The following is a 24,801-nucleotide window of genomic DNA, read 5'->3' as shown; positions in this document are numbered from 1 at the left end:
CCCTGATCAGCGGCGGGTCACGGTCGTCCGCTCAGGCCTCGGCGGCACCCGGCGTCTCACCGAGCACATGCAGCTGGGTGGCGACGGAGTGGAAGGCGGGCTGCTCGGCCGCGGCGGCCTCCAGCTTGAGGAGCGCGTCCAGGGCACTGGGCTCGGTGTCCACGAGGACGCCGGGGACCAGGTCGGCGAAGACCCGCACGCCGTGCACGGCGCCGACCTTCAGGCCCGCGCCCTCCACCAGCGTGGTGAGCTGCTCGGCGGTGAACCGGCGCGGCATCGGGTCGCCGGCACCCCAGCGGCCCTCGGGGTCCTGCAGCGCCTGCCGGGCCTCCGTGAAGTGGCCGGCGAGGGCGCGGGCGAGCACGGCGCCGCCGAGGCCGGCGGCGAGCAGGCTGAGGACACCCTCGGAGCGCAGCGCGGCGACGGCGTTGCGGATGCCCTCGGCCGGGTCGTCCACGTACTCCAGGACGCCATGGCACAGTACGACGTCGTAGCCACCTCGCTCGACCACGTCGAACAGGCCGTGCGCGTCGCCCTGGACGCCCCGGACGCGCTCGGCGACGCCGGCCTCGGCGGCCCGGCGCTCCAGCGCGAACAGCGCGTTGGGGCTGGGGTCCACGACGGTGACGCGATGACCGAGCCGGGCGACGGGCACGGCGAAGTTGCCGCTGCCGCCTCCGGTGTCGAGGACGTCCAGCGACTCCCGGCCCGTGGCCTTGACCCGGCGGTCGAGGGCGTCCTGGAGGACCTCCCAGACCACGGCGGTACGCAGGGAGGCGCGGGGGCGCATCGGGTCCGACACGGCAGTTGACTCCTCGGCAGGGCGGAAGGCTGAAGGCTTCAGACGTCCTCCACCCTATTGCCTTGACTGCCGTACCCGGTCACCGCGGGCGGGTACCGCCGTCCGCGTCTCGCACGCCGGACGACCCTTCCCTCCGCTCGCCTGCGGGGCCGCTCCTGGCCGGTGGTCAGCCCGCGTCCGGAAGGTCACCGCGCGCTCTCGGGCCGTCCGGTTCTCCGGGGTCCTGGCGGGGCTGGGGCAGGACCGGCTGGAGGACGAGCATCCGCTCGACGATGCGCAGGAACATCGCCACGTCCCGTATCAGGTCGTCGGCGTCGCGGCGGCTCGCCGCGCCCTGGATGCCGGCCTCGGCGCGGGCGCGGCGGGCGGCGCCGGAGGCGAACAGCGCGCTCCACTCGGTCAGTTCGGGGGTGATCTCGGGCAGTACCTCCCAGGCGCTGCGGATCCGGGCGCGGCGGCGCGGGGAGGTCTCGGGGCGGCCGCGGGCGGCGAGCACGGCGGCGGCGGTGCGCAGGGCGGCGAGGTGGGCCGTCGCATAGCGCTCGTTCGGTGTTTCCAGGACGGTGGCCTCATCCAGTGCGGCACGGGCCTGGGCGAGCAGGTCGAGGGCGGCGGGCGGGGCCGTGGTCCGGCGGAGCACGGGGTGCACGTCGCTCGCCGGGCCGGTCAGTGAGGGGGCAGGGCCGGTGGCGCGGCGCCGGCGGGCGGCGGCTGCGGACGGGTTGGCCATGACGAACCTCCTGTCGTCTGGGTGACGGCACGGGTGCCGTATGTGCCCATCGTGAGGTATGGCACTGACAATCCGTTCTGACCTGGGACTTTGCCTCGATCGTAGGTTCGGGCGTACTTTTGCACTGACCAGTCAGTTCAAAAACACGAAGCCGCAGGGGGGCTTGTGGACGGTGTGCACGTCAGGGCCGAGGGCCTTGGCCTCAAGGGACCGCGGGGGTGGGCCTTCCGCGGCGTCACCCTCGAGGCGGGGCCCGGCTCACTCATCGCGATCGAGGGACCGTCCGGCTCCGGGCGCACGTGCCTGCTGCTCGCACTCACCGGACGGATGAAGCCCACCGCGGGCACGGCCACCGTCGGCGGTTTCCGGCTCCCGAGGCACATGGCCCGGCTGCGCCGAGTCAGCGCGGTGGCCAACGTGGCCGGGGTGACCGATCTGGAGCCGGCCCTGACCGTCGGCGAGCACCTGCGCGAACGGGCCCTGCTGCAGAGCCGTTTCGGCGACTCCCTGCGCGAACTGCTGCGCCCGCGCACCCAGCGCGTGTACGAGGCACGGCTGCGCGTCGACGCGGCCCTGGCCGCCGCCGGACTCGACCTGGAGACGCTGCCCAAGGGCTCCCGGACGGCCGTGCGCGACCTGGAGCGGCCGCAGGAACTGCGCCTGTCCATCGCCCTGGCGCTGCTCGGCAGGCCCGGACTGCTCGGCGTCGACGACATCGACACCAAGCTGTCGGACGCCGAGCGCGCCGAACTGTGGGAGCTGCTGCGCTCGCTCACGCGCGCGGGGACGACGGTGGCAGTTGTCTGCCGCACGGCCCCCGGCGACTGCGTCGTCGTACCGACCGGGCCGAGGGACACGGGCGCAGAGGCCGGCACGGCCGACGAGGAAGCCCCGGCGGAGGCCGGTACGGGCGATGCGCAGGACACCGAAGCCGAGGCCGGCACGGGCGACGGGAGCGAGAAGGGCGACCCGCACGTAAAGAGCGATCCGAAGGAGGACGTCGATGCGCTCGCCTAGGCTGGCCGTGCTCGAGCTGAGGCGCTTCGGGCGCGGGCGGCTGCCGCGCGCCGCCCTGGTCGCGCTGCTCGTGCTGCCGCTGCTCTACGGCGCCCTGTACCTGTGGTCCTTCTGGGACCCGTACGGCCGTCTGGACCGCATCCCGGTGGCCCTGGTGAACGACGACAAGGGTGCCACCGCGGGCGGGAAGAGGATCACCGCCGGCGACGACATCGTGGACGGACTGCGCGACAGCCGGAGCTTCGAGTGGCACGAGGTGAGCGACGAGGAGGCCCGCGAGGGCGTCGAGAACGGCACCTACTACCTGTCGCTGACCATGCCGGCGGACCTCAGCCGGCGGATCGCCTCCAGCTCCGGCGACTCCCCGGAGACCGGCGCCCTTCAGGTGCGCACCAACGACGCGAACAACTACATCGTCGGCCAGATCTCCCGGACAGTCTTCCACGAGGTCCGCTCGGCCGCCTCCGCCAAGGCCTCCCGGACCTTCCTGGACAAGATCTTCGTCTCGTTCTCCGACATCCACGACAAGACCGTCACGGCCGCCGAGGGCGCCGACCGGCTGAACACCGGCATAGGGAAGGCCGAGAAGGGCTCGGAGAACCTGGCCGACGGGCTGAAGGACGCCAAGAGCGGCAGCGGCAAGCTGGTCAAGGGCCTGAAGAAGCTGAACACGGGCGCCGGTGACCTCCAGGACGGCTCCCGCGGGGTCGCCGACGGCACCCAGGCGCTCGCCGACAAGGTCGACGGCGTCCACGACAAGGCAGGCCCCTACCTCAAGGACAACGAGAAGACCATCGGGGACACCGCGCGCCTGGTCGCCGACTCGGCCAAGACCGTCAAGGACAACCTCGACGTCCTGGTGAAGCTCGCCCCGGGCGCCGCGAAGACCGCCCACACGAACTCCGCCGTCCTGGAGGAGATCTACAAGGCGCGCTGCGAGACCGCGGCCGTTCCCGACCCGTACTGCCCCCAGCTGAAGCGGGCCAAGACGGCCGCCGCCGAGGTGGCCACCGTCGCCGACGGCCTCAACACGCTGATCGCGGACCAGGACGGGGGCCTGAAGACGATGCGGGACAACCTCGGCACCCTCCAGAAGCAGGCCACGGCCCTCGAAAAGCGCGCACCGCACCTGTACGAGGACGTCGAGGACGCCGTCAAGAAGATCGACAAGCTGAACACCGGTGCTCAGAAGGTCGCCGACGGCGCCAAGAAGCTGCACACCGGGCTCGGCACCGCACAGACCGGCGCGACCACGCTGGACAACGGCATCGGGACGGCCGCGTCGGGCGCCACGACCCTGAACGGCGGCCTGTACAAGCTGTCCGACGGCTCCGGAAAGCTCGCCGGCGGACTGCACGACGGCGCCGGGAAGATCCCGGACTACGACAAGAAGGACCGCGACCGGCGCACCGGTGTGATGGCCGACCCGGTCCAGCTGGCCTCGCACGACCTGCACAAGGCGCCGAACTACGGCACCGGATTCGCCCCGTACTTCATCCCGCTGTCCCTGTGGGTGGGCGCGATGGTCGCCTACATGCTCATCCCGCCGCTCAACCGGCGCGCCCTGGCGGCCGGTTCGCCGGCCTGGCGGATCGCGCTCGCCGGCTGGCTGCCGGTGGTCGCCGTGGGCGCGCTCCAGGTGGCCGCGCTGATGGCCGTACTGCACTGGGCGATCGGTCTGCAGATGCTCCGCGCGGCCGGCACGATCGGCTTCCTGTGCCTGGTCACGGCGTGCTTCGGGGCGATCGTGCAGTGGCTGAACGCCCGCTTCGGCGCGGCCGGCCGGATCCTGGTGCTCGCGCTGCTGATGCTCCAGCTGACCTCGGCGGGCGGCACCTACCCGGTACAGACCAGCCCGGGCTTCTTCAACGCGATCCACCCGTTCCTGCCGATGAGCTACATCGTGGAGGCGCTGCGCCGGCTGATCACCGGCGGCGGGCTCGGCCCGGTCTGGCAGGCATGCGGTGTGCTGGCCGCGTTCACCGCGGGCGCGCTCGCGCTGACCGCCCTCGCGGCCCGACGCCGCCAGGTGTGGACCCTGGACCGGCTGCACCCGGAGCTGAGCCTGTGATCGAGGGGGATGCCCCGCACGCGCGCGTACCTGTGAGAATCAGGGCCATGGAAAGCAGCAGCGCCAGGTCCGGCGGCAGCACGCGCCGCGAGGCCACCCGGCAGAAGCTCTACGAGGCGGCCGTCACGCTCATCGCCGAGCAGGGCTTCTCCGCCACCACGGTGGACGAGATCGCGGAGCGGGCGGGGGTCGCGAAGGGGACGGTCTACTACAACTTCGCGAGCAAGTCGGTCCTCTTCGAGGAGTTGCTGCGGCACGGGGTGGGCCTGCTCACCGCCTCTCTGCAGGAGGCGGCAGAGCAGACCGCGCGGGCCGGCGGCAGCAAGGTGGACGCACTGGACGCGATGGTCCGCGCGGGCCTGGTCTTCATCGACCGCTACCCGGCCTTCACCCAGCTGTACGTGGCCGAGCTGTGGCGCACCAACCGGGCCTGGCAGTCCACGCTGATGGTGGTCCGGCAGGAGGCCGTCGCGGTGGTCGAGCAGGTGCTGCGCGAGGGCGTGGCGGCCGGAGAGTTCAGCGACGAGATCGACGTCCAGCTGACGGCGGCCGCGCTGGTCGGCATGGTCCTGGTGGCCGCGCTGGACTGGAAGTCCTTCCAGCCGGAGCGGTCGCTGGACGACGTCCACGCGGCCCTGTCGCGGCTGCTGCAGGGGCGCGTGAGCGGCAAGGGCTGAGCACGTACGAGGAGGGCGCCGGTCCGCTGCCGGACCGGCGCCCTCCCACTCCCCCGTACTCCCCCTGTGGTCCCCCGTGGGTGGTCGTCCCCGGGTCCCCCGGCTCGCTTCCGCCGACGGATCGGCGGAAGGAGCGGCCGGGTGGCGGGCGCCGTTCCGCCGCCCCGTGTCGGCGGTGCCGGGCCGCGCCCCCTTGCCGTGCCTCCACTGTCCCGTTCGCCGAGGCCGCGGCCCATCCGTGCGCGTACTCATCTCGCGACCTAGGTACGGATACTCAGCCGTGCGCACGCGTGCCCACACTTCCGGCCGGCCTCGCGGGCGCCCCGGCCTCCCGCGGGGCGGGTTGTCAGTGGCGGTCGATAAAGTCACAGGCATGGCACGGATTGCGGTGATCGGCGCCGGGATGGGCGCGATGGCGGCCGCCGCCCGGCTGGCCGTCGCGGGCCACCGGGTGGTGGTGTACGAGCGCACGGACACGTACGGCGGTGCGGTGCGCCGCTTCGAGCGGGACGGGTTCGGCTTCGACACCGGCCCGGGACTGCTGACGCTGCCCGCCGTGTACCGCGATCTGTTCGTCAAGACCGGCAAGGAGCCGCTGGAGGACTGCGTCGAGCTGGTCCAGGTCGATCCGTCCTCGCGGCACCTCTTCGCGGACGGCACCGAGGTGTCGCTGCCGAACGCCTCGCGCGCGGGTGTGGTCGCGGCCCTGGACGAGGCGCTGGGCGCAGGCGCGGGCGAGCGCTGGGGCGAGTTCCTGGTGCGGGCCCGGGAGGCCTGGGACCGCACCCGCAGGCCGCTGCTGGAGGAGCCGCTGTGGCCCAACTGGCGGGTGCTGGCCGAGAAGGAGCCGTATCCGGCCGTCCCGCACAAGCGTCTGCTGCGCACGCGGCGCGCGAGCACGCCGGCCGAGATCGGCACCTGGGAGCTGTGCGACGAGCGGCTCGCCGCCCTGCTGCACAGTTCCGCGCTCGCCCACGGCCTCGATCCGCGCACCGCTCCGGCGAGCGCGGCCGTCCTGCCCTACATGGAGCACGCCTTCGGCACGTGGTATGTGCGCGGCGGCACAAGGGAGTTGGCGCGTGCGGTCTACGAGCGATGTCTGAAGCGGCGGGTCGAGTTCGTCTTCGACGCGGAGGTCATGCGCATCCTGGACAAGGACGGCCGGGCCTCGGGCGTGGAGTTGAGAGACGGCACGGTGGCCGAGGCGGACCATGTCGTGGCGGACGTGGACCCGGCGTGGCTGAAGGCGCTGACGGACCGTCCGCTGGACGAGAACGGGGATGTGCGGGCCGATCCCTTCATGACCCGTCCGGGGCGGTTCGTCCTGCTGCTGGCCCTGCGCGGCGGGCGCGAGGCCGGTGCCGCACACCGCACGGTCGTCCACGCGCCGGACCCGGAGTCCGAGCTGGACTTCCTGGCCTCGGCGGACGGGGACCAGCCGCCACCGCCCACGGTGACCGTGCTGCGCCCGGACGACCCCGCGCTCAGACCGGACGACGGGCACGAGTCCGTGGTGCTGTCCGCGGTGGTGCCGAGCGCCGCCGACTGGGACGAGGAGAGCATGGTCCGGCACTACACCGAGCATCTCCTCGAAGCCGCGGAGGCCGCGATACCGGATCTGCGGGACCGCGTCCTGTGGCAGGAGGTGCGCACACCCGACAACTCCGACGACGAGACGGGTGCCTTCCTCGGCGCGGTGCCGGCCCCCTCACTGGCCGCCGGCCGGGGCCGTTTCCTGCACCCGTCGAACACCACACGGCTGCCCGGTCTGTACCGGGTCGGCGGCTGGTCCCACCCCGGCGGCGGGCTGCCGCACGCGGGCATGTCGGGCGCGCTGGTGGCGGGGCTGATCGTGGAGGGCCCGGAGTTCCGCGGCTCCCAGTGAGCCGAGCCCGGCCTTCGCAAACGGTACGCCTCAGAAGCGATACGGCTTCAGAAACGGTACTGCTCGTCGTACCCGGCACCGGGCTGCTGCGGGGCCTGCCCGTGCCCCTGGTTCTGGTACGGGTACGGCTGCTCCTGCGGGAGTTCGCCGCCGTAGGTCTCGTCGGTGCGCTGCTGGGGCACCCACACCCCGCCCGATGGGGTCTCGCCGTAGCCACCGCCGTACGGGGCCTGGGCATAGCCCTGCTGGGCGTACTGGCCGGAGTAGCCGGTGCCGTACGTGGCGTCGCCGTAGGACTGGCTGCCGATGTACGGGTCGGAGTAGTTGGCGTAGCCCTGCTGGGCGCCGGCGTCGTAGCCGTACCCCTGCTGGGCGTAGCCCGAGTAGTCGTAGGCGTAGTTCTGCTGCTCGGCGTTCTGGGACTGGGCCGCGGCCGCGTAGGCGGTGTCGCCGTAGACGCCGTAGGAGCCGGTGTCCTCGGGGATGGGCTGCGGCTCATAGACGGTGCTGGTCTCGGCCGCGGTGGGCTCCGCGGCCGGACGGCCGGACGGGGCGAAGACGTCGTCGCGGTCGTAGTCGTCGTAGTCGCCCGGCCCCTGGCCGTAGCCGGCGGGGTCGGCGTCCCGGTCGTCCTCCGGGCCGACGGGCCCGAGGTCGGTGTCGTCCAGGGCCGGGTCGTGCCAGTCGGCCTTGCCGCGGCGGCGCTTGCTGCCGCTCGCGGCCTCGGCCCCGGCGTCGGGGCGCTTGACCGCCCAGCCGGCGGCGAAGCCGCGGCGGAACGACAGCGTGACATAGGTCTGGCCGACCGCGAAGGCGATGGCGCCGACGCCGATCACGATCACGGACGGCATCAGCACGCCGACCACGACTCCGAGGAAGCCGGCGAACGCCAGCAGCCGCCAGCGCAGGCGCGCCTTGTACTGCAGCAGCACCTCGCCCAGCAACCACAGTGCGACGATGCCGAACGCGATGTAGAGGACCGTCCAGCCCATGTACGCCCCTCTCCCAGTAACCGCTACGCAGTGTGTCGTATCACGGTGCGGCCGGTCTAGGCCTGCGGTGGGTGGTGCAGGCCCAGGTTCTCGTAGATTTCCAGGGTCGCCGTGGAGTTGTTGAGCGTGATGAAGTGCAGTCCGGGCACTCCCTCGGCGAGCAGCCGAGCACAGAACTCCGTGGCGAACTCGATACCGATGGAGCGTACCGCCGCCGGATCGTCCTTCGCTGTGAGGATCCGCTCTTTCAGGGCGTCGGGGAACAGGGCGGTGCTGAGCTTGGGCAGCCGTTGCAGCATCTTTACGCTCGTGACCGGCAGAACCTCGGGAATGACGGGCGTCTCGCAGCCCGCGGCCACCACGCGGTCGCGCAGCCGCAGATACGACTCCGGGTGGAAGAACATCTGTGTGATGGCGTAGTCCGCGCCCGCACGGCACTTGTCCACGAAGTGGGCGACGTCCGTGTCCCAGTCCGCGGAGCGGGGGTGCATCTCCGGGAAGGCGGCGACGCCCACGCAGAAGTCACCCGACTCCTTGATGAGCCGGACGAGCTCGGCCGCGTACGTCAGTCCCCGGGGGTGCGGCACCCATTCGCCCATCGGGTCGCCGGGCGGGTCGCCCCGGACGGCGAGCATGTTGCGGATCCCGGCGTCCGCATACTGGCCGATGATGTTCCGCAGTTCGGCGATCGAGTGGTCGACCGCGGTGAGGTGGGCGACGGGTGTGAGCGTCGTGTCCACGACGATCTGCTGCGTCTCGCGGACCGTGGTCGTGCGCGTGGAACCGCCGGCGCCGTAGGTGACGGAGACGAAGTCGGGCGCGACGGCCTCGACCCTCCTGAGCGCGTTCCACAGGTTCCGCTCGCCCTGAGGGGTCTTCGGCGCGTAGAACTCGAACGAGTACGTCGCCTTGCCGGTGGAGAGCATGTCGCGCACGGTGCGTGCGCGATCAGTCCTGGTGGAGGGGGTTCCGAGGGCCATACGGGCAGGTTAGCCAGGGGCGGGCGGTCCCCCAACCGGACGACGGACATTTGCCCGAATTGTCGCCCTCCTGTCCACGCCTTGGACAAAAACACGGACAGAAGCACGAGCCGAGACAGGGGGCAGGGGCTCCCCGCCGGCGCCGCTAGCCCTGCCGCAGCCGCTTCGCGAACTCGGCCGCGGCCGCCCCCGGGTCGTCGGCCTCGGTGATCGCGCGCACCACGACCACCCGGCGGGCACCCGCGTCCAGCACCTGGTCGAGGTTGGCGAGGTCGATCCCGCCGATCGCGAACCAGGGGCGGTCGGTGCCCAGGCCGGCCGTGTACCGGACCAGGTCGAGGCCGGGCGCATGGCGGCCGGGCTTGGTCGGGGTGGGCCAGCAGGGGCCGGTGCAGAAGTAGTCCACGCCCTCCTGCACTGCGGCCGCGGCGGCCTCGGACTCGGCGTGCGTGGAGCGGCCGATCAACACCTCGGGGCCGAGGACGGCGCGGGCCGCGGGGACCGGCAGGTCGCCCTGGCCGAGGTGCAGCACATCGGCGCGGGCGGCGTGGGCGACGTCCGCGCGGTCGTTCACCGCGAGGAGCTTGCCGTGCCGGGCGCAGGCCTCCGCGAAGACCTCCAGATGCGCCAGCTCCTCGGCGGCCTCCATGCCCTTGTCGCGCAGCTGCACGATGTCGACACCGCCGGCCAGGACCGCGTCCAGGAACTCGGGGAGGTCACCCTGGCGCGTGCGCGCGTCCGTGCACAGGTACAGGCGGGCCTCGGCGAGCGCGGCGCGTGCGGTGTCGGACATACGTGGGTCCCCCCTGGGTCGGTGTCCCTGACGGCTTCGGCGGGTGGCGTACGGGCTACGACGGCCCGCACACCACCCCTTCGTGTGCGATTCGGTTCAGACGGCGAGCGCCTGGGCGCGGCGCTTCACCTCCGTGCCGCGATTCTCGCTCAGGGCCTGTGCAGGGGTGCCGGGCAGGGTCGGGTCGGGGGTGAAGAGCCACTCGATCATCTCTTCGTCCGTGAAGCCGTCGTCCCGCAGGAGCGTCAGGGTGCCGGACAGGCCCTTGACGACCTTGTCCCCGTCGATGAAGGCGGCGGGGACGTGCAGTGCGCGGTTCTCACCTCGGCGTACGGCGATGAGCTGGCCCTCCTTGACCAGCTGCCGCACGCGCGTCACCTCGACGCCGAGCTGTTCGGCGATGTCGGGGAGGGTGAGCCAGGCGGGGACGAGAGCATCGATTTTTGCGTCAATCTCGGTCACGAGAACAAGCCTGCCATCCCCCACTGACAGTCGGAAGTCAGGCAGGTCCGGCCGGGAAGACCAGGCTAGTCGGCCGTGGCGTCCTTCAGGGGCTTCGAGGGGTCGGCCAGGGCCTGCGTGTCCATGCGGCGGCCCGCCTCGATCAGCCGGCGCCCCTGCGCCAGATCACGCGGGCGGCCGACCGCCAGGAGGGCCACCAGGTGGTCCTCGCGCAGCCAGCACACCGTCCAGGCAGGGCCCGTCGGGTCGCCGCGCCGCACCAGACGGTCGGCGGCGACGTGGTGGCCGGCGTACTGCACGAAGCGGCCGAACTGCTCGGACCAGAAGTACGGCACCGGGTCGTAGACCGCCGGGGTCTCGCCGAGGACGTTCGCGGCCACCGTGCGCGGGCCCTGCAGGGCGTTGTCCCAGTGGTGCACGAGCAGCCGCTCGCCGTAGCGGGCGGAGGGGAAGGAGGCACAGTCGCCGACGGCGTACACGTCCTCGACCGAGGTGCGCAGACGGTCGTCGACGAGGACGTCCCCGTGCGGGCCCAGCTCGACGCCGGAGCCGGCCAGCCAGGCCGTGGCGGGGCGGGCTCCGATGCCGACGACGACGGCCCCCGCGGGCAGCCGGGTGCCGTCGGCGAGGACGACCTCTCCGGGCTCGACGCGCTCCACGCGCGCGTGCGTGCGCAGTTCGACGCCCGCGTCGGCGTACCAGACGGCCATGGGTGCGGCGACCTCGGCGGGCAGGGCGCCGGCGAGCGGCCGGTCGGCGGCCTCCACGACGGTCACCGCACAGCCGGCCTCGCGGGCGGCGGTGGCGAACTCGGCGCCGATCCAGCCGGCCCCGACGACCACGATCTCGTGCTGGCGGGCGAGGACCGGCTTGAGCCGTTCGGCGTCGTCCAGGGTGCGCAGCAGATGCACGCCGGGCACCCCCTCGGTGCCCGGCAGGGTGATCGGCTCGGCACCGGTGGCGAGGACCAGGACGTCGTACGGCACCGGGCCCGCCTCGGTGTCCAGTTCACGCTGGGCGGGGCGCAGGCCCAGCACCTCGCAGCCGAGCCGCAGCTCGACGCCGAGGGACTCGAAGTCCACGTCGAAGGCGGAGTCCTCGGCCTTGCCGAGCAGCACGGCCTTCGACAGCGGCGGCCGGTCGTACGGCTGGTGCGGCTCCGCGCCGATCACGGTGACGGGGCCCTTGTAGCCCTGCTCCCGCAACGCGACCGCGGTCTGCACACCGGCCATGCCCGCGCCGACCACGACCACGCGCCGCCTCGCCGACGTGCCCCCTTGCGCTGTCTGCTCGCTCACCCGATCACCATAGACACGTGACAACGCGTCAGTCAGCGGGCGTGCCCGGTGACCTGTTCCACAACGCTCGTACCGGCGCCCGCCCGGGACTCCCACTCCCAGGTCTCCTCCAGCCGCACCCGCCCGTCCGGCAGCTGTACGACCGTGGAGACACAGTGCCCCGAGGACGTCGTCCCGTCGGTCTTCAGCTGGACATAGCGGAAGTCCAGCCGGTCACCCTCGCGGGTGCCGACCAGATGGCCGCGTACGACATCGCCGCCCGCGTACTCCGCCCAGATCTCGCCATCCTTCTCGTGGTACGCGAACCGGGTGCGGGTGCCCACCTGACCTGGGGCTTGGTCCGCCACGGGGGCGAGGATCAGTCCGTCGAGCGACCGGGCCACGGGCGAGGGCTCCCTTACGGGTGACGAGGGGGGCGGGCTAGGGTGGCCACCGTACAAGCACTCGCGGGAGCCCGGACGCACCGGGCTGAGAGGGAGGCTGGCGGCCTCCGACCGTACGAACCTGATCCGGGTCATGCCGGCGAAGGGAGGGGCTGGACGCCCATGTCGTCACGTACGTCCGATACATCCGACGTCCTCGTCATCGGGGGCGGAATCATCGGCCTGGTCACGGCCTGGCGCGCGGCGCAGCGCGGGCTCGTGACCGCCGTGGTGGACCCCGAGCCCGGCGGCGGGGCGGCGCGGGTCGCAGCCGGGATGCTGGCCGCGGTCACCGAACTGCACTACGGCGAGGTGCAGCTGCTCGCCCTGAACCTGGAATCGGCCCGCCGTTACCCGGACTTCGCGGCCGAGCTGACCGAGCTGACCGGCCATGACCTCGGCTACCGCCGCTGCGGCACCCTCCAGGTCGCGCTCGACGCCGACGACCGTGCGCACCTGCGCGAACTGCACGCGTTGCAGCGGCGCTGCGGCCTGGAGTCGGAGTGGCTGTCCGGGCGGGAGTGCCGGCGACTGGAGCCGATGCTGGCGCCCGGGGTGCGCGGCGGGCTGCGGGTCGACGGCGACCACCAGATCGACCCGCGGCGGCTGGCAGCGGCCCTGGTGGCCGCGTGCGAACGGGCCGGCGTGGTGTTCCACCGCACGTGGGCCGAGCGGCTGGACGTCGTACGGGACCGGGCCGCCGGGGTCACGCTCGCGGACGGCACCGGGCTGCGCGCGGAGCAGGTCGTGCTCGCGGCCGGCAGCATGAGCGGGCGGCTCGCGGGCGTGCCGGAGGCGCTGCTGCCGCCGGTACGGCCGGTCAAGGGGCAGGTGCTGCGGCTGACGGTGCCGCGCCGGTACGCGCCCTTCCTGAGCCGTACCGTGCGGGCCATCGTGCGCGGCGGCCACGTGTATCTGGTGCCCCGGGAGAACGGCGAACTCGTCGTCGGCGCGACCAGCGAGGAACTGGGCTGGGACACGACGGTCACCGCCGGCGGGGTGTACGAGCTGCTGCGCGACGCCCATGAGCTGGTGCCGGGCATCACCGAACTGCCGCTCACCGAGACCCGGGCCGGGCTGCGCCCCGGCTCCCCCGACAACGCGCCGCTGCTCGGCCCGTCCGGGCTCGACGGGCTGGTGCTGGCCACCGGGCACTACCGCAACGGCGTGCTGCTCACGCCGGTCACCGGGGATGCGATGGCCGAGGTACTGGCCAGTGGCCGGCTCCCCGAAGAAGCCCGTCCCTTCACACCGCGGCGCTTCGACGCCGCCGTCCTCATGGAGCAGCCCACATGAGCATCTCCGCCACTGTGTCCGTCTCCGTCAACGGAGAGCGCCGGGAGATCGTTCCGGGTACCGCTCTCGACGACGTCGTACGGTCGCTGGTGTCGGCGCCCTCCGGGGTGGCCGCCGCCGTCAACGAGACCGTCGTCCCGCGCGCGCAGTGGGCGACCACGGCGCTGTCCGAGGGCGACCGGGTCGAAGTCCTCACCGCCGTGCAGGGGGGCTGAGCCATGGCCGACGATCCCTTGGTTCTCGGGGGTACGACCTTCTCGTCGCGGCTGATCATGGGGACGGGCGGTGCGCCCAGCCTGGAGGTGCTGGAGCGGGCGCTCGTCGCCTCCGGTACGGAGCTGACGACGGTCGCGATGCGGCGGGTGGACCCCTCCGTGCACGGTTCGGTGCTGTCGGTGCTGGAGAAGCTGGGCATCCGGGTGCTGCCGAACACGGCGGGCTGTTTCACTGCGGGCGAGGCCGTGCTGACCGCGCGGCTGGCGCGGGAGGCGCTGGGCACGGATCTGATCAAGCTGGAGGTCATCGCCGACGAGCGGACGCTGCTGCCGGATCCGGTGGAGCTGCTGGAGGCGGCGGAGACGCTGGTCGACGACGGGTTCACGGTGCTGCCGTACACCAATGACGATCCTGTGCTGGCGCGGAAGCTGGAGGACGTGGGCTGTGCCGCCGTCATGCCGCTGGGGTCGCCGATCGGGTCCGGGCTGGGGATCCGCAACCCCCACAACTTCCAGCTGATCGTCGAGCACGCGCGTGTGCCGGTGATTCTGGATGCGGGGGCCGGTACGGCGTCCGACGTCGCGCTGGCCATGGAGCTGGGGTGTGCGGGAGTGATGCTGGCCTCCGCCGTGACCCGGGCGCAGGAGCCGGAGCTCATGGCGGCGGCGATGCGGCATGCCGTGGAGGGGGGTCGGCTGGCTCGGTTGGCGGGGCGGATTCCACGCAGGCACTTCGCCGAGGCGTCGTCTCCTGCGGAGGGCCTGGCCGTGCTGGATCCCGAGCGCCCCGCGTTCTGACCCGTCGCTGCAGCCACCCACCGCACTCCCACCCACGCACCACCCGTCACCGCCCACTGGAGGGCTGGACTTTCCCGTGGGGCGCATTCACCATCGGCGGCCGCGGGTCGCGGGGAGGGGGCGCGACAGCGATCGGCAGGACGTGGGGCGCGGGGCACCGGCTGCCGGCACGGATCGTGGGAGCGTCAGCTGCCGCGTGGGGCGTGGGAGCGTCTGCGGTCGCGTGGGCCGCGGGAGGCGCCGGCGGTCGCGTGGGGCCGTCGGGCGCGGGGCGCCGGCTGTCGGCACGGAGTCGGGGGAGCGTCAGCTGTCGCGTGGGCCGTGCGAGGCGCCGGCGGTCGCGTGGGCCGTCGGGTGTGGGAGCGCCGGCTGTCGGCACGGAGCGTGGGCACGCGGGCGACCGGCACGGGTCGTAGGGCGCTGCGAGCGGAACGCGCGCCGTCGACGCGGGTCCGGGGGCGCGGGCGACCGGCACGGGATTGCAGGGAGCGGCCGGCGGAACGTCTTCGCCGTCAACCGCCGCGAGTCATGGAGGCGCGGGCGGGCGACACGGGTCCGGGGCGGTCGGCGAACTGCACGGGTGGTTGCGGGCGGCAGCGGGCGGTCCGGGCGGCGGCAGCGGAACGCCAGCGCCGTCATTGGGCCGGGGATCGTGGGGTGGGGTCGTGTGTCGCGTCACAGGTCGGCTTCAGTGCCTGGGGGAAAGCGGTCTCGGCGGGGGAAGTGTCGGTACGTCCTCGTAGACTCCCCTGCGTGGATACGACCCTTCAGGACCCCCTCGTCGGGCAGGTGCTCGACGGCCGTTATCGCGTCGACGCGCGGATCGCGGTCGGCGGGATGGCCACGGTCTACCGGGCCCTGGACACCCGTCTGGACCGTGTGCTCGCGCTGAAGGTGATGCACCCCACGCTCGCGGCCGACGGATCGTTCGTGGAGCGGTTCATACGGGAGGCGAAGTCCGTCGCCCGGCTGGCGCACCCGAACGTGGTGCAGGTCTTCGACCAGGGGACCGACGGGTCGTACGTGTACCTGGCGATGGAGTACGTCGCCGGGTGCACCCTGCGGGACGTGCTGCGCGAGCGCGGGGCGCTGCAGCCCCGCGCGGCCCTGGACATCCTCGAACCCGTCCTCGCCGCGCTCGGCGCCGCGCACCGGGCCGGGTTCGTGCACCGGGACATGAAGCCCGAGAACGTACTGATAGGCGACGACGGTCGGGTCAAGGTCGCCGACTTCGGGCTCGTGCGGTCCGTGGACACCCAGACCAGCACCACCGGCACCGTGCTCGGGACCGTCTCGTATCTCGCGCCCGAGCAGATAGAGACGGGCACCGCCGATCCGCGCGTCGACGTCTACGCGTGCGGTGTCGTGCTCTACGAGATGCTGACCGGCGGCAAGCCGCACTCCGGGGACTCCCCCGCCCAGGTCCTCTACAAGCACATCCACGAGGACGTGCCGCCGCCCTCGACGCTGGTGCCGGGGCTGCCGTACGAGCTGGACGAGCTGGTCGCCTCGGCGACCGCGCGCACCCCGGAGATCCGGCCGTACGACGCCGTGGCACTGCTCGCCCAGGTGCGCGAGGCGCGCCGCGGGCTGAGCGACGAGCAGCTGGACGCGGTGCCGCCGCAGGCGATCGCCGCGGAGCACGACAACGCCGGCGACCGTACGAGCGTGATACCGCGCTCGCTGACCGTGCCCCGGCCGCTGCCCGTCAACGAGGAGGAGTCGGCCGAGGGAGCCGTACGGCACACCACCCGGCTGCAGGCGCCGCCGGTTCCGCCCCGCCGCTCGAAGCGGCTGGTGCTGACGATCGTCGCCGCCGTGCTGGTGGTGTTCGGCGTGGGCGCCGGGGTCTGGTACATCAACTCCGGCCAGTTCACGAAGGTCCCTCCGCTGCTGTCGAAGACCGAGGCGCAGGCCCGGCACCGGCTGGAGTCGGCCGGGCTGGAGGTCGGGCAGGTCAAGCGCGAGTACAACGACACCGTCCAGCGGGGCACAGTCATCGGCACCGACCCGGCGCCCGGCGCCCGGATCCGCGACCACGACTCGGTGACGCTGACCATCTCCCTGGGCCCGGAGACGGTGAAGGTGCCGGACATCGCGGGCCGTCCCCTGGCCGAGGCGCGGGCCCGGCTGAAGGCGGACGGGCTGGAACCGGGCATGGTCACGCGAGAGTTCAGCGAGGACGTCGCCCGGGGTTCGGTGATCGCCACCACACCGAAGGTCGGCACCGAGCGGCACGCCGGGTCGGCGATCGCGCTGACCGTCAGCAAGGGCCGCCCGGTCGACGTGCCGGACGTGACCGGTGACGATCCGGCCGACGCCAGGCAGGAGCTGACGGACGCCGGGCTGAAGGTGAAGATCGCGTCCCAGCAGGTCAACTCCGAGTACGACAAGGGCAAGGTGGCCCAGCAGTCCCCGGGCGACGGCAGCCAGGCCGCCGAGGGCGACACGGTGACGCTGACGCTGTCCAAGGGCCCGGAGATGGTCGACGTGCCGGACGTGGTCGGCGACAGCGTCGACGACGCCCACAAGGCGCTGGAGGGCGCCGGGTTCAAGGTGGAGGAGGACCGCGGCCTGCTCGGGCTGTTCGGCGACACCGTGAAGAAGCAGTCGGTGCAGGGCGGCGACAAGGCGCCCAAGGGGGCGACCATCACGATCACCATCCGGTGACCGGGGCACCTTCGGACTCATCGGCACCAGTGTCAACCGGCCGCCGATGACGGTCCGTTACCCCCTCCGCCCGCCCCCGCCGAGGCCGCTGCCATGGCGAGCGTATCCCCCGACTGCGGGAGAAGGCCGCACGCACGCTGCGTCGGATCCGGGCACCTCGGCCGCGGCCGCGCCGGGCCCCGCTGCTTCTCCCGCACGGCCCGGACGACCAGGTGGGCCTCACCGGTCGCCCTGACCAGGACCGGCCATCCGCCGGCCACCGTCGAGCGCCTCGCCGAGGCCCTCCCGGGCACGCCTGACGGCCGTGCCGCCGTTGACCGAGATCTCCTCCAGGCCGGAGACGTCCTCTCGACCGGCTCGAAGAGGCCCCTGCCCCCGTCCGGCAGCGAGAAGCGGACGACGTCCCCCATGTCCACCCTGTCCTGGCGTCCGCGCAGGTGCGCCGGTGCAGTCGTACCCTGAACGGGGGCGTCTCCACACGTCCTGGCATGCTGGGTGAGCCATGACCTCACCATCTTCCCCCTCGCTCCCGGCCGCCCTTGCGCGCAACCCCGTCGGCGGCCATGTCCCCGTGGCCGGCGGCCTGCACTCCGTGGGGCTGTCGTACGCCCGTGAGCTGCGGGCGGAGACCGTGCAGGTCTTCGTGGCCAATCCGCGCGGCTGGGCCACGCCCGCCGGGAACCCCCGGCAGGACGAGGCCTTTCGCGCCGCCTGCGCCGAGGAGTCGATCCCGGCGTACGTCCATGCCCCCTACCTGATCAACTTCGGCTCGCACACCGAGGCGACGGTGGAGCGGTCGGTGGAGTCGCTGCGGCACTCCCTGCGGCGCGGGCGGGAGATCGGTGCGCTGGGTGTGGTCGTGCACACCGGGAGCGCGACCGGCGGGCGGGCCCGTGAGGTGGCGCTGAAGCAGGTGCGCGCGCACATGCTGCCGCTGCTGGACGAGCTGACGCACGACGACGACCCGTTTCTGCTCCTGGAGTCGACGGCCGGGCAGGGTGCTTCCCTGTGTTCCCGCACCTGGGACTTCGGCCCGTACTTCGAGGCGCTGGACGCGCACCCCAGGCTCGGGGTCTGCCTGGACACCTGCCACATCTTCGCCGCCGGCCACGACCTGACCGGCCCGAGCGGCATGCACCAGACCCTGGACCTGCTCGTGGACACGGTCGGCGAGGGCCGCCTGAAGCTGATCCACGCCAACGACTCCAAGGACGTCGTCGGCGCCCACAAGGACCGCCACGAGAACATCGGCGCCGGCCACATCGGCGAGGACCCGTTCCGGGCCCTGATGACCCACCCGGCGACCGAGGGCGTACCGCTGATCATCGAGACACCCGGCGGCAGGGCGGGACACGCGGCGGACGTGGAACGACTGAAGAAGCTCAGGGACGGCTGACAGCGCCCGGCCGGTTCACAGCTCCGGCCCCTCCCCCGGTTGCTCCTGATAGGAGTACCGCTGTTCCTTCCACGGGTCGCCGATGTTGTGGTAGCCGCGTTCCTCCCAGAAGCCGCGGCGGTCGGCGGTCATGTACTCGACGCCGCGGACCCACTTCGGGCCCTTCCAGGCGTACAGGTGGGGCACGATCAGGCGGACGGGGAAGCCGTGCTCGGCGGTGAGCAGTTCGCCGTCCTTGTGGGTGGCGAAGATCGTGCGGGCGGAGGCGAAGTCCGACAGGCGGAGATTGGAGCTGAAGCCGTACTCGGCCCAGACCATCACATGGGTGACGTCCGGCGCCGGCGGGGCCAGCTCGAGGATGGTACGGGCGGGGATGCCGCCCCACTCCGCGCCGACCATGCTGAACTTGGTCACACAGTGCAGATCGGCCACGACGGTGGTGTACGGCAGGGCCGTGAACTCCTCGTGGTTCCACAGGTGCTTGTCACCGTCGGCGGTGGCGCCGAAGACCCGGAACTCCCAGCGCTCGGGGCGGAACTTCGGTACGGGGCCGTAGTGCGTGACCGGCCAGCCACGCTGGAGACGCTGACCCGGCGGAAGCTCGGACCCTGCCGTTGCTCCAGACTCTCGCTCCACCGGATGACCCATGTATCCATCCTGACAGACCCCGGGCAGTGCCCTTGACCATGAGCCGACCATGAGCCCACGGACCGGACAATTCACATCAAGCAAGCACTTACTTACTAAGTACCCACTTACTGGACGATCTTCGTCGCCGGTGCAATCATGCGGCCGCACACCCCCGTGTTCCCCGTGTGGAAGGAGCCGCTGCGATGCAGGGCGACCCCGAGGTCATCGAGTTCCTCAACGAGCAGCTCACCGGCGAGCTGACGGCGATCAACCAGTACTTCCTGCACGCGAAGATGCAGGAGAACAACGGGTGGTACAAGCTCGCCAAGTACACACGGCACGAGTCGTTCGACGAGATGAAGCACGCCGAGGTGCTCACCGACCGGATCCTGTTCCTGGAGGGGCTGCCGAACTACCAGCGGCTGTTCCACGTGCGCGTCGGGCAGACCGTGAAGGAGATGTTCGAGGCCGACCGGCAGATCGAGGTCGAGGCGATCGACCGGCTGCGCCGGGGCATCAAGGTGATGCGCGAGAAGGGCGACATCACGTCCGCCAACATCTTCGAGGACATCCTCGCCGACGAGGAGCACCACATCGACTACCTCGACACCCAGCTGGACCTGGTGGAGAAGCTGGGCGAGGCGCTCTACATCTCCCAGGTCATCGAGCAGCCGGAGAGCTAGGCGGCTTCCGGGAACTCGGAGAGGACCGGCTTGCCCTGGTCGGCCAGTTCACGCCGGGGGCAGGCGCCGCGGCCGAGGAGGGCCTGGATCCGGCGGACGCAGGAGCCGCAGTCCGTGCCCGCCTTGCAGGCGGAGGCTATCTGGCGGGGGGTGCAGGCACCGTCCTCCGCGTGCTGCTTGACCTGGGCCTCGGTGATGCCGAAGCAGCTGCAGACGTACACGCGGATTCACCTCCCGGCGGGGTCGCTCTCTTGACTGCCATCCCCGTTATCGGTGAGGCAAACCTAACCTTACCCGCCTCACCGGGCCTGCAAAAGTGGGCAAGGGCGCGGATCGGATGTGATCCGCGCCCCAGATCGCCCACAGGTCCTACTGGTCCCGGTACATCTCCGCGACCAGGAACGCCAGGTCCAGCGACTGGCTGCGGTTCAGCCGCGGGTCGCAGGCCGTCTCGTAGCGCTGGTGCAGGTCGTCGACGAAGATCTCGTCGCCGCCGCCCACGCACTCGGTGACGTCGTCGCCGGTCAGCTCCACGTGGATGCCGCCCGGGTGGGTGCCGAGCCCCTTGTGGACCTCGAAGAAGCCCTTGACCTCGTCGAGCACGTCGTCGAAGCGGCGGGTCTTGTGCCCGGAGGCCGCCTCGAAGGTGTTGCCGTGCATCGGGTCGGTCACCCAGGCCACCGTCGCGCCGGACGCCGTGACCTTCTCCACCAGCTCGGGGAGCTTGTCGCGGATCTTGTCGGCGCCCATCCGGACGATGAAGGTCAGCCGGCCCGGCTCCCGGTCGGGGTCGAGGCGGTCGATGTACTTCAGTGCGTCCTCGGCCGTCGTGGTCGGGCCGAGCTTGATGCCGAGCGGGTTGCGGATCTGCGAGGCGAACTCGATGTGCGCGTGGTCCAGCTGCCGGGTGCGCTCACCGATCCACACCATGTGCGCGGAGACGTCGTACAGCTTGCCGGTGCGCGAGTCGACCCGGGTGAGGGCGGACTCGTAGTCCAGCAGCAGCGCCTCGTGCGAGGAGTACAGCTCGACGGTCTTGAACTCCTCCGGGTCCGTACCGCAGGCCCGCATGAAGTTCAGCGCGCTGTCGATCTCGCGGGCGAGCTGCTCGTAGCGCTGGCCCGACGGCGAGGTCTTCACGAAGTCCTGGTTCCAGGCGTGCACCTGGCGCAGGTCCGCGTAACCGCCGGTGGTGAAGGCGCGCACCAGGTTCAGCGTGGACGCCGACGCGTGGTACATCCGCTTGAGACGCTCGGGGTCCGGGATGCGGGACGCCTCGGTGAACTCGAAGCCGTTGACGGAGTCGCCCCGGTACACCGGGAGCGTCACGCCGTCGCGGGTCTCGGTCGGCTTGGAGCGGGGCTTGGAGTACTGCCCGGCGATGCGGCCGACCTTCACCACGGGCACGGCGGCCGCGTAGGTGAGGACGGCACCCATCTGGAGCAGCGTCTTCAGCTTGTTGCGGATGTGGTCCGCGGACACCGCGTCGAAGGCCTCGGCGCAGTCGCCGCCCTGGAGGAGGAACGCCTCTCCCTTGGCGACGGCCGCCATCCGGGCGCGCAGCTGGTCGCACTCGCCCGCGAAGACGAGCGGCGGATACGACTCGAGGTCCGCGATCGCTGCGCGCAGAGCCTCGGGGTCGGGGTACTCGGGCTGCTGCGCCGCGGGCAGGTTTCGCCAGGTGTTGCCAGCGCTCGGGCTGGTCTTAGCGTTCACGGTCACCTCGTAAACATTACGGGGTCGCGTCGCATGCCCCATCTTCTGGCTCGAAGGGTGAGACGCGACGGTTGTCCTGTGGACCGGGGGACGGGTGCGGTAGTGTTTGGGCCGTGTTCGCGCTTTCGATCCAGAACTGGTGGTGGACCGCTTCTCCGGCGGCCCACTGATCGCGCGTACGCAAGACTTCGCGAAGGCCGCCCGAGGGGCGGCCTTCGGCGTGTCCGGGGTCGTTCCTCACCGACATCGACGGAAGAGGACCCATGGACCTGGCACAGCTCCTGCACGACGACCGCCCCTTCGCCCTGCTCCGCCGCAGCACCCCGGGCCGCGACGAGCACCCGGTGGAGGTGCTGCTCGGCCCGGTGAACTGCTGCGACCGGCTCGCCGATCTCCCCGACGAGGGGCTCGCACTCGTCCCGTTCCGGCAGATCCGCGAGCGCGGCTTCGACGTCCGCGACGACGGCACCCCGCTGCTGGTGCTGACCCCCGAGGAGTCGTACGAGCTCCCGCTCGACGTGGCGCTGGCGCAGCTCCCGGCGCACGAGGTGCGGGTCGAGGGGGGCGGCTTCGACGTCGGCGACGAGGAGTACGGCGAGATCGTCGGACGCGTGCTGGCGGAGGAGATCGGCCGGGGCGAGGGCGCGAACTTCGTGATCCGGCGCACGTACGAGGGCGACATCCCGGGGTTCGGCCGCGCCGACGCGCTCGCGCTGTTCCGGCGGCTGCTGGAGGGCGAGCGGGGCGCGTACTGGACGTTCGTCGTGCACACCGGCGAACGGACGCTGGTCGGGGCCAGCCCCGAGGTGCACGTGCGGATGTCCGGCGGCACGGTCGTCATGAACCCGATCAGCGGGACCTACCGCTATCCCGCCGAGGGCCCGACCCCGGAGCATCTCCTCTCCTTCCTCGCCGACGGCAAGGAGATCGAGGAGCTGTCGATGGTGGTCGACGAGGAACTGAAGATGATGTGCACCGTCGGCGACATGGGCGGGGTGGTCGTCGGGCCGCGGCTGAAGGAGATGGCGCACCTCGCGCACACCGAGTACGAGCTGCGCGGCAAGTCCTCCCTGGATGCGCGGGAGGTGCTGAAGGAGACCATGTTCGCGGCGACGGTGACCGGCTCGCCGGTGCAGAACGCCTGCCGGGTCATCGAGCGCTACGAACCCCTCGGGCGGGACGGTGTCGGGCGCGGCTACTACGCGGGCGCGCTGGCGCTGCTCGGCCGGGACTCCGGGGGCGCGCAGACCCTGGACTCCCCCATCCTGATCCGCACCGCCGACATCTCCTCCCGGGGACAGTTGCGCGTGCCGGTCGGAGCGACCCTGGTGCGCGGCTCGGACCCGGCGGGCGAGGTCGCGGAGACACACGCGAAGGCGGCGGGGGTGCTGGCGGCCCTCGGCGTACGGCCGTCCCGGCCGCGCGAGGAGCGCGAGCGGCCCCGGCTGGCCGACGACCCGCGGGTGCGGGCCGCGCTGGACGGGCGGCGGGCCGCGCTCGCGCCGTTCTGGCTGCGGATGCAGCAGCCGGCACGGGAGCTGACCGGCCACGCCCTGGTCGTCGACGGCGAGGACACCTTCACGGCGATGCTGGCGCATGTGCTGCGCTCGGGCGGCCTGGAGGTGACCGTGCGGCGGTACGACGAGCCCGGGCTGCGGGCGGCCGTGCTCGCGCACGAGGGGCCGGTGGTGCTCGGCCCCGGCCCGGGCGACCCGGCGGACCTCGCCGACCCGAAGATGCGGTTCCTGCGGGAGCTGACCGCCACCGTGGTCCGGGAGCACCGGCACGGGGTGCTGGGCGTCTGCCTGGGCCATGAGCTGATCGCGGCCGAGCTGGGGCTGGACGTCGTCCGCAAGGAGGTGCCGTACCAGGGGGCGCAGACCGCGGTCGACCTGTTCGGGCGGCCCGAGACCGTCGGCTTCTACAACAGCTTCGTCGCCCGCTGCGACGAGGAGACGGCCCGGGAGCTGGCCGCGCACGGCATCGAGGTGAGCCGGGCGGCGAACGACGAGGTCCACGCGATGCGCGGTCCGGGCTTCGCGGGCGTGCAGTTCCACCCGGAGTCGGTCCTCAGCCTGAACGGGGCCGCGGTGGTGCGGGAGTTGGTCGGTCAGCTGCGCGGGGCGAGCAGGGCGGGGTGAGCGGACGGGCCCGGGGACCGCTCGGTCCCCGGGCCCGGACCGGAGTGTCAGCCGAAGAACACCCCGACCTCCTCGTACAGCTTCGGGTTCACCGTCTTCAGCTTGGCGGTGGCCTCCGAGATCGGGACCCGGACGATGTCGGTGGCGCGCAGGGCGACCATCGTGCCGAAGTCGCCGTCGTGGACGCAGTCGATGGCGTGCAGGCCGAAGCGGGTGGCGAGCCAGCGGTCGAAGGCGCTGGGTGTGCCGCCGCGCTGGACGTGGCCGAGGACCGTGGTCCGGGCCTCCTTGCCGGTGCGGCGCTCGATCTCCTTGGCCAGCCATTCGCCGACTCCGGACAGGCGCACATGCCCGAAGGAGTCCAGCGACCCGTCCTTGAGCACCATGTCGCCGTCCTTCGGCATGGCGCCCTCGGCGACGACCACGATCGGCGCGTACGACGCCCGGAAGCGGGAGGTCACCCAGGCGCAGACCTGGTCGACGTCGAAGCGCTGCTCGGGGATGAGGATGACGTTGGCACCACCGGCCAGGCCGGAGTGGAGGGCGATCCAGCCGGCGTGCCGGCCCATCACCTCCACGACCAGGACCCGCATATGGGACTCGGCGGTGGTGTGCAGCCGGTCGATGGCCTCGGTGGCGATGTTGACCGCGGTGTCGAAGCCGAAGGTGTAGTCGGTGGCGGACAGGTCGTTGTCGATGGTCTTGGGCACCCCTACGCAGGGCACCCCGTACTCGTCGGACAGCCGCGCGGCCACGCCCAGGGTGTCCTCGCCGCCGATCGCGACGAGGGCCTGCACGTCCAGCTTGGCCAGGTTGTCCTTGATCCGGCGGATGCCGTTCTCCGCCTTGAGGGGGTTGGTGCGCGAGGAGCCGAGGATGGTGCCACCGCGGGGCAGGATGCCGCGCACCGCGGGGATGTCGAGACGGACGGTGTCGCCCTCGAGGGGACCTCGCCAGCCGTCCCGGAAGCCGACGAAGTCATAGCCGTACTCCTGCACGCCCTTGCGGACGATGCCCCGGATGACGGCGTTGAGCCCGGGGCAGTCGCCGCCTCCGGTCAGTACTCCCACCCGCATGGAAAAGTCCCTTCACCGCGGTTCCCTGACAGAGAGTCACGCTAATGGTGA

Annotated in this window: 24 protein-coding genes and 1 riboswitch; of the genes, 12 read left to right on the top strand and 12 right to left on the bottom strand. The window is 72.1% G+C overall.

Translation table 11 applies throughout. From position 1 onward, the window contains the following. Window positions 1-31 precede the first annotated feature (31 nt). On the bottom strand, window positions 32-802 hold the full coding sequence (locus ACWGJ5_RS23090; RefSeq protein WP_453311567.1) for a methyltransferase: 771 nt from the start codon (window positions 800-802) through the stop codon (window positions 32-34). A 166-nt stretch (window positions 803-968) separates the two neighbouring features. Next, a complete protein-coding gene (locus ACWGJ5_RS23085; protein ID WP_385314789.1) occupies window positions 969-1,532 on the bottom strand; it encodes an SAV_6107 family HEPN domain-containing protein in 564 nt (187 codons plus the stop codon). 165 nt (window positions 1,533-1,697) lie between these two features. Here ACWGJ5_RS23085 and ACWGJ5_RS23080 point away from each other — a divergent pair, with 165 nt between their 5' ends. The 4 genes from ACWGJ5_RS23080 (at window position 1,698) to ACWGJ5_RS23065 (ending at window position 7,182) form a co-directional block, all read left to right on the top strand. Next, window positions 1,698-2,549: an ATP-binding cassette domain-containing protein gene (locus ACWGJ5_RS23080; RefSeq protein ID WP_453311566.1), complete on the top strand. Its 852-nt coding sequence runs from the start codon at window positions 1,698-1,700 to the stop codon at window positions 2,547-2,549. Continuing rightward, on the top strand, window positions 2,536-4,620 hold the full coding sequence (locus ACWGJ5_RS23075; RefSeq protein WP_453311565.1) for a YhgE/Pip family protein: 2,085 nt from the start codon (window positions 2,536-2,538) through the stop codon (window positions 4,618-4,620). The genes ACWGJ5_RS23080 and ACWGJ5_RS23075 overlap by 14 nt, the downstream gene beginning before the upstream one ends. Before the next feature lie 47 nt (window positions 4,621-4,667). Further along, a complete protein-coding gene (locus ACWGJ5_RS23070) occupies window positions 4,668-5,297 on the top strand; it encodes a TetR/AcrR family transcriptional regulator (protein ID WP_453311564.1) in 630 nt (209 codons plus the stop codon). Window positions 5,298-5,670: 373 nt separating this feature from the next. Beyond that, window positions 5,671-7,182 (top strand): phytoene desaturase family protein, encoded by a 1,512-nt coding sequence (locus ACWGJ5_RS23065; protein WP_453311563.1) that lies wholly within the window; start codon window positions 5,671-5,673, stop codon window positions 7,180-7,182. Window positions 7,183-7,229: 47 nt separating this feature from the next. Here the strand turns inward: ACWGJ5_RS23065 and ACWGJ5_RS23060 are convergent, their stop codons facing one another. The 6 genes from ACWGJ5_RS23060 to ACWGJ5_RS23035 form a co-directional block, all read right to left on the bottom strand. After that, complete coding sequence (locus tag ACWGJ5_RS23060; protein WP_453311562.1) at window positions 7,230-8,174, bottom strand: SCO2102 family sporulation regulator; 945 nt, start codon at window positions 8,172-8,174, stop codon at window positions 7,230-7,232. Between the two features lie 56 nt (window positions 8,175-8,230). Beyond that, window positions 8,231-9,154, bottom strand: coding sequence for a methylenetetrahydrofolate reductase [NAD(P)H] (gene metF, locus ACWGJ5_RS23055; RefSeq protein ID WP_453311561.1), 924 nt, complete (start codon window positions 9,152-9,154; stop codon window positions 8,231-8,233). Between the two features lie 145 nt (window positions 9,155-9,299). Next, window positions 9,300-9,947, bottom strand: a complete 648-nt coding sequence (gene thiE, locus ACWGJ5_RS23050; RefSeq protein WP_453311560.1) for a thiamine phosphate synthase — start codon at window positions 9,945-9,947, stop codon at window positions 9,300-9,302. A 96-nt stretch (window positions 9,948-10,043) separates the two neighbouring features. Next, the gene (locus ACWGJ5_RS23045; protein WP_030742629.1) at window positions 10,044-10,409 is read right to left on the bottom strand and encodes an Rv2175c family DNA-binding protein; all 366 of its coding nucleotides are present in this window, start codon (window positions 10,407-10,409) and stop codon (window positions 10,044-10,046) included. Between the two features lie 65 nt (window positions 10,410-10,474). Beyond that, on the bottom strand, window positions 10,475-11,707 hold the full coding sequence (locus tag ACWGJ5_RS23040; RefSeq protein WP_453311559.1) for an NAD(P)/FAD-dependent oxidoreductase: 1,233 nt from the start codon (window positions 11,705-11,707) through the stop codon (window positions 10,475-10,477). 32 nt (window positions 11,708-11,739) lie between these two features. Then, on the bottom strand, window positions 11,740-12,090 hold the full coding sequence (locus tag ACWGJ5_RS23035; RefSeq protein ID WP_453311558.1) for a hypothetical protein: 351 nt from the start codon (window positions 12,088-12,090) through the stop codon (window positions 11,740-11,742). 53 nt (window positions 12,091-12,143) lie between these two features. Further along, window positions 12,144-12,255, top strand: a riboswitch (TPP riboswitch). Between ACWGJ5_RS23035 and thiO the strand changes: the two genes are divergently transcribed. The 5 genes from thiO (at window position 12,253) to ACWGJ5_RS23010 (ending at window position 18,504) form a co-directional block, all read left to right on the top strand. Continuing rightward, the gene (gene thiO / locus ACWGJ5_RS23030; protein ID WP_453311557.1) at window positions 12,253-13,425 is read left to right on the top strand and encodes a glycine oxidase ThiO; all 1,173 of its coding nucleotides are present in this window, start codon (window positions 12,253-12,255) and stop codon (window positions 13,423-13,425) included. (Overlaps the previous riboswitch by 3 nt.) Further along, window positions 13,422-13,640 (top strand): sulfur carrier protein ThiS, encoded by a 219-nt coding sequence (thiS, locus tag ACWGJ5_RS23025; protein WP_453311556.1) that lies wholly within the window; start codon window positions 13,422-13,424, stop codon window positions 13,638-13,640. Before thiO ends, thiS begins: the two co-directional genes overlap by 4 nt. 3 nt (window positions 13,641-13,643) lie before the next feature. After that, window positions 13,644-14,438 (top strand): thiazole synthase, encoded by a 795-nt coding sequence (locus ACWGJ5_RS23020; RefSeq protein WP_228622744.1) that lies wholly within the window; start codon window positions 13,644-13,646, stop codon window positions 14,436-14,438. Between the two features lie 753 nt (window positions 14,439-15,191). Then, on the top strand, window positions 15,192-17,108 hold the full coding sequence (gene pknB, locus ACWGJ5_RS23015; RefSeq protein WP_453311555.1) for a Stk1 family PASTA domain-containing Ser/Thr kinase: 1,917 nt from the start codon (window positions 15,192-15,194) through the stop codon (window positions 17,106-17,108). A gap of 502 nt (window positions 17,109-17,610) precedes the next feature. Beyond that, on the top strand, window positions 17,611-18,504 hold the full coding sequence (locus ACWGJ5_RS23010; RefSeq protein ID WP_453311554.1) for a deoxyribonuclease IV: 894 nt from the start codon (window positions 17,611-17,613) through the stop codon (window positions 18,502-18,504). Between the two features lie 15 nt (window positions 18,505-18,519). Here ACWGJ5_RS23010 and ACWGJ5_RS23005 read toward each other — a convergent pair whose 3' ends face one another. Continuing rightward, window positions 18,520-19,152 (bottom strand): sulfite oxidase-like oxidoreductase, encoded by a 633-nt coding sequence (locus tag ACWGJ5_RS23005; protein WP_228622748.1) that lies wholly within the window; start codon window positions 19,150-19,152, stop codon window positions 18,520-18,522. Window positions 19,153-19,337: 185 nt separating this feature from the next. Between ACWGJ5_RS23005 and bfr the strand changes: the two genes are divergently transcribed. Next, a complete protein-coding gene (gene bfr / locus ACWGJ5_RS23000; protein WP_453311553.1) occupies window positions 19,338-19,817 on the top strand; it encodes a bacterioferritin in 480 nt (159 codons plus the stop codon). Here bfr and ACWGJ5_RS22995 read toward each other — a convergent pair. Further along, the gene (locus ACWGJ5_RS22995) at window positions 19,814-20,038 is read right to left on the bottom strand and encodes a (2Fe-2S)-binding protein (protein WP_385314758.1); all 225 of its coding nucleotides are present in this window, start codon (window positions 20,036-20,038) and stop codon (window positions 19,814-19,816) included. The two genes, bfr and ACWGJ5_RS22995, sit on opposite strands and share 4 nt — an antisense overlap. A gap of 148 nt (window positions 20,039-20,186) precedes the next feature. Then, window positions 20,187-21,539, bottom strand: coding sequence for a class II 3-deoxy-7-phosphoheptulonate synthase (locus ACWGJ5_RS22990; RefSeq protein WP_453311552.1), 1,353 nt, complete (start codon window positions 21,537-21,539; stop codon window positions 20,187-20,189). Window positions 21,540-21,646: 107 nt separating this feature from the next. On the opposite strand from ACWGJ5_RS22990, the gene ACWGJ5_RS22985 reads away from it, so the two are divergent. Together ACWGJ5_RS22985 and ACWGJ5_RS22980 are read left to right on the top strand one after the other, a co-directional pair. Next, on the top strand, window positions 21,647-21,703 hold the full coding sequence (locus ACWGJ5_RS22985; protein ID WP_073894098.1) for a trp operon leader peptide: 57 nt from the start codon (window positions 21,647-21,649) through the stop codon (window positions 21,701-21,703). 93 nt (window positions 21,704-21,796) lie between these two features. Then, on the top strand, window positions 21,797-23,674 hold the full coding sequence (locus ACWGJ5_RS22980) for an anthranilate synthase family protein (protein ID WP_453311551.1): 1,878 nt from the start codon (window positions 21,797-21,799) through the stop codon (window positions 23,672-23,674). A gap of 47 nt (window positions 23,675-23,721) precedes the next feature. Here the strand turns inward: ACWGJ5_RS22980 and ACWGJ5_RS22975 are convergent, their stop codons facing one another. Next, window positions 23,722-24,750, bottom strand: coding sequence for a 6-phosphofructokinase (locus ACWGJ5_RS22975; RefSeq protein ID WP_453311550.1), 1,029 nt, complete (start codon window positions 24,748-24,750; stop codon window positions 23,722-23,724). Window positions 24,751-24,801 lie beyond the last annotated feature (51 nt).

It is taken from the genome of Streptomyces sp. NPDC054783, assembly GCF_053611725.1.
Note: the sequence above shows the minus strand (reverse complement) of the source record. Positions and strands in the feature narration are given on the sequence as shown.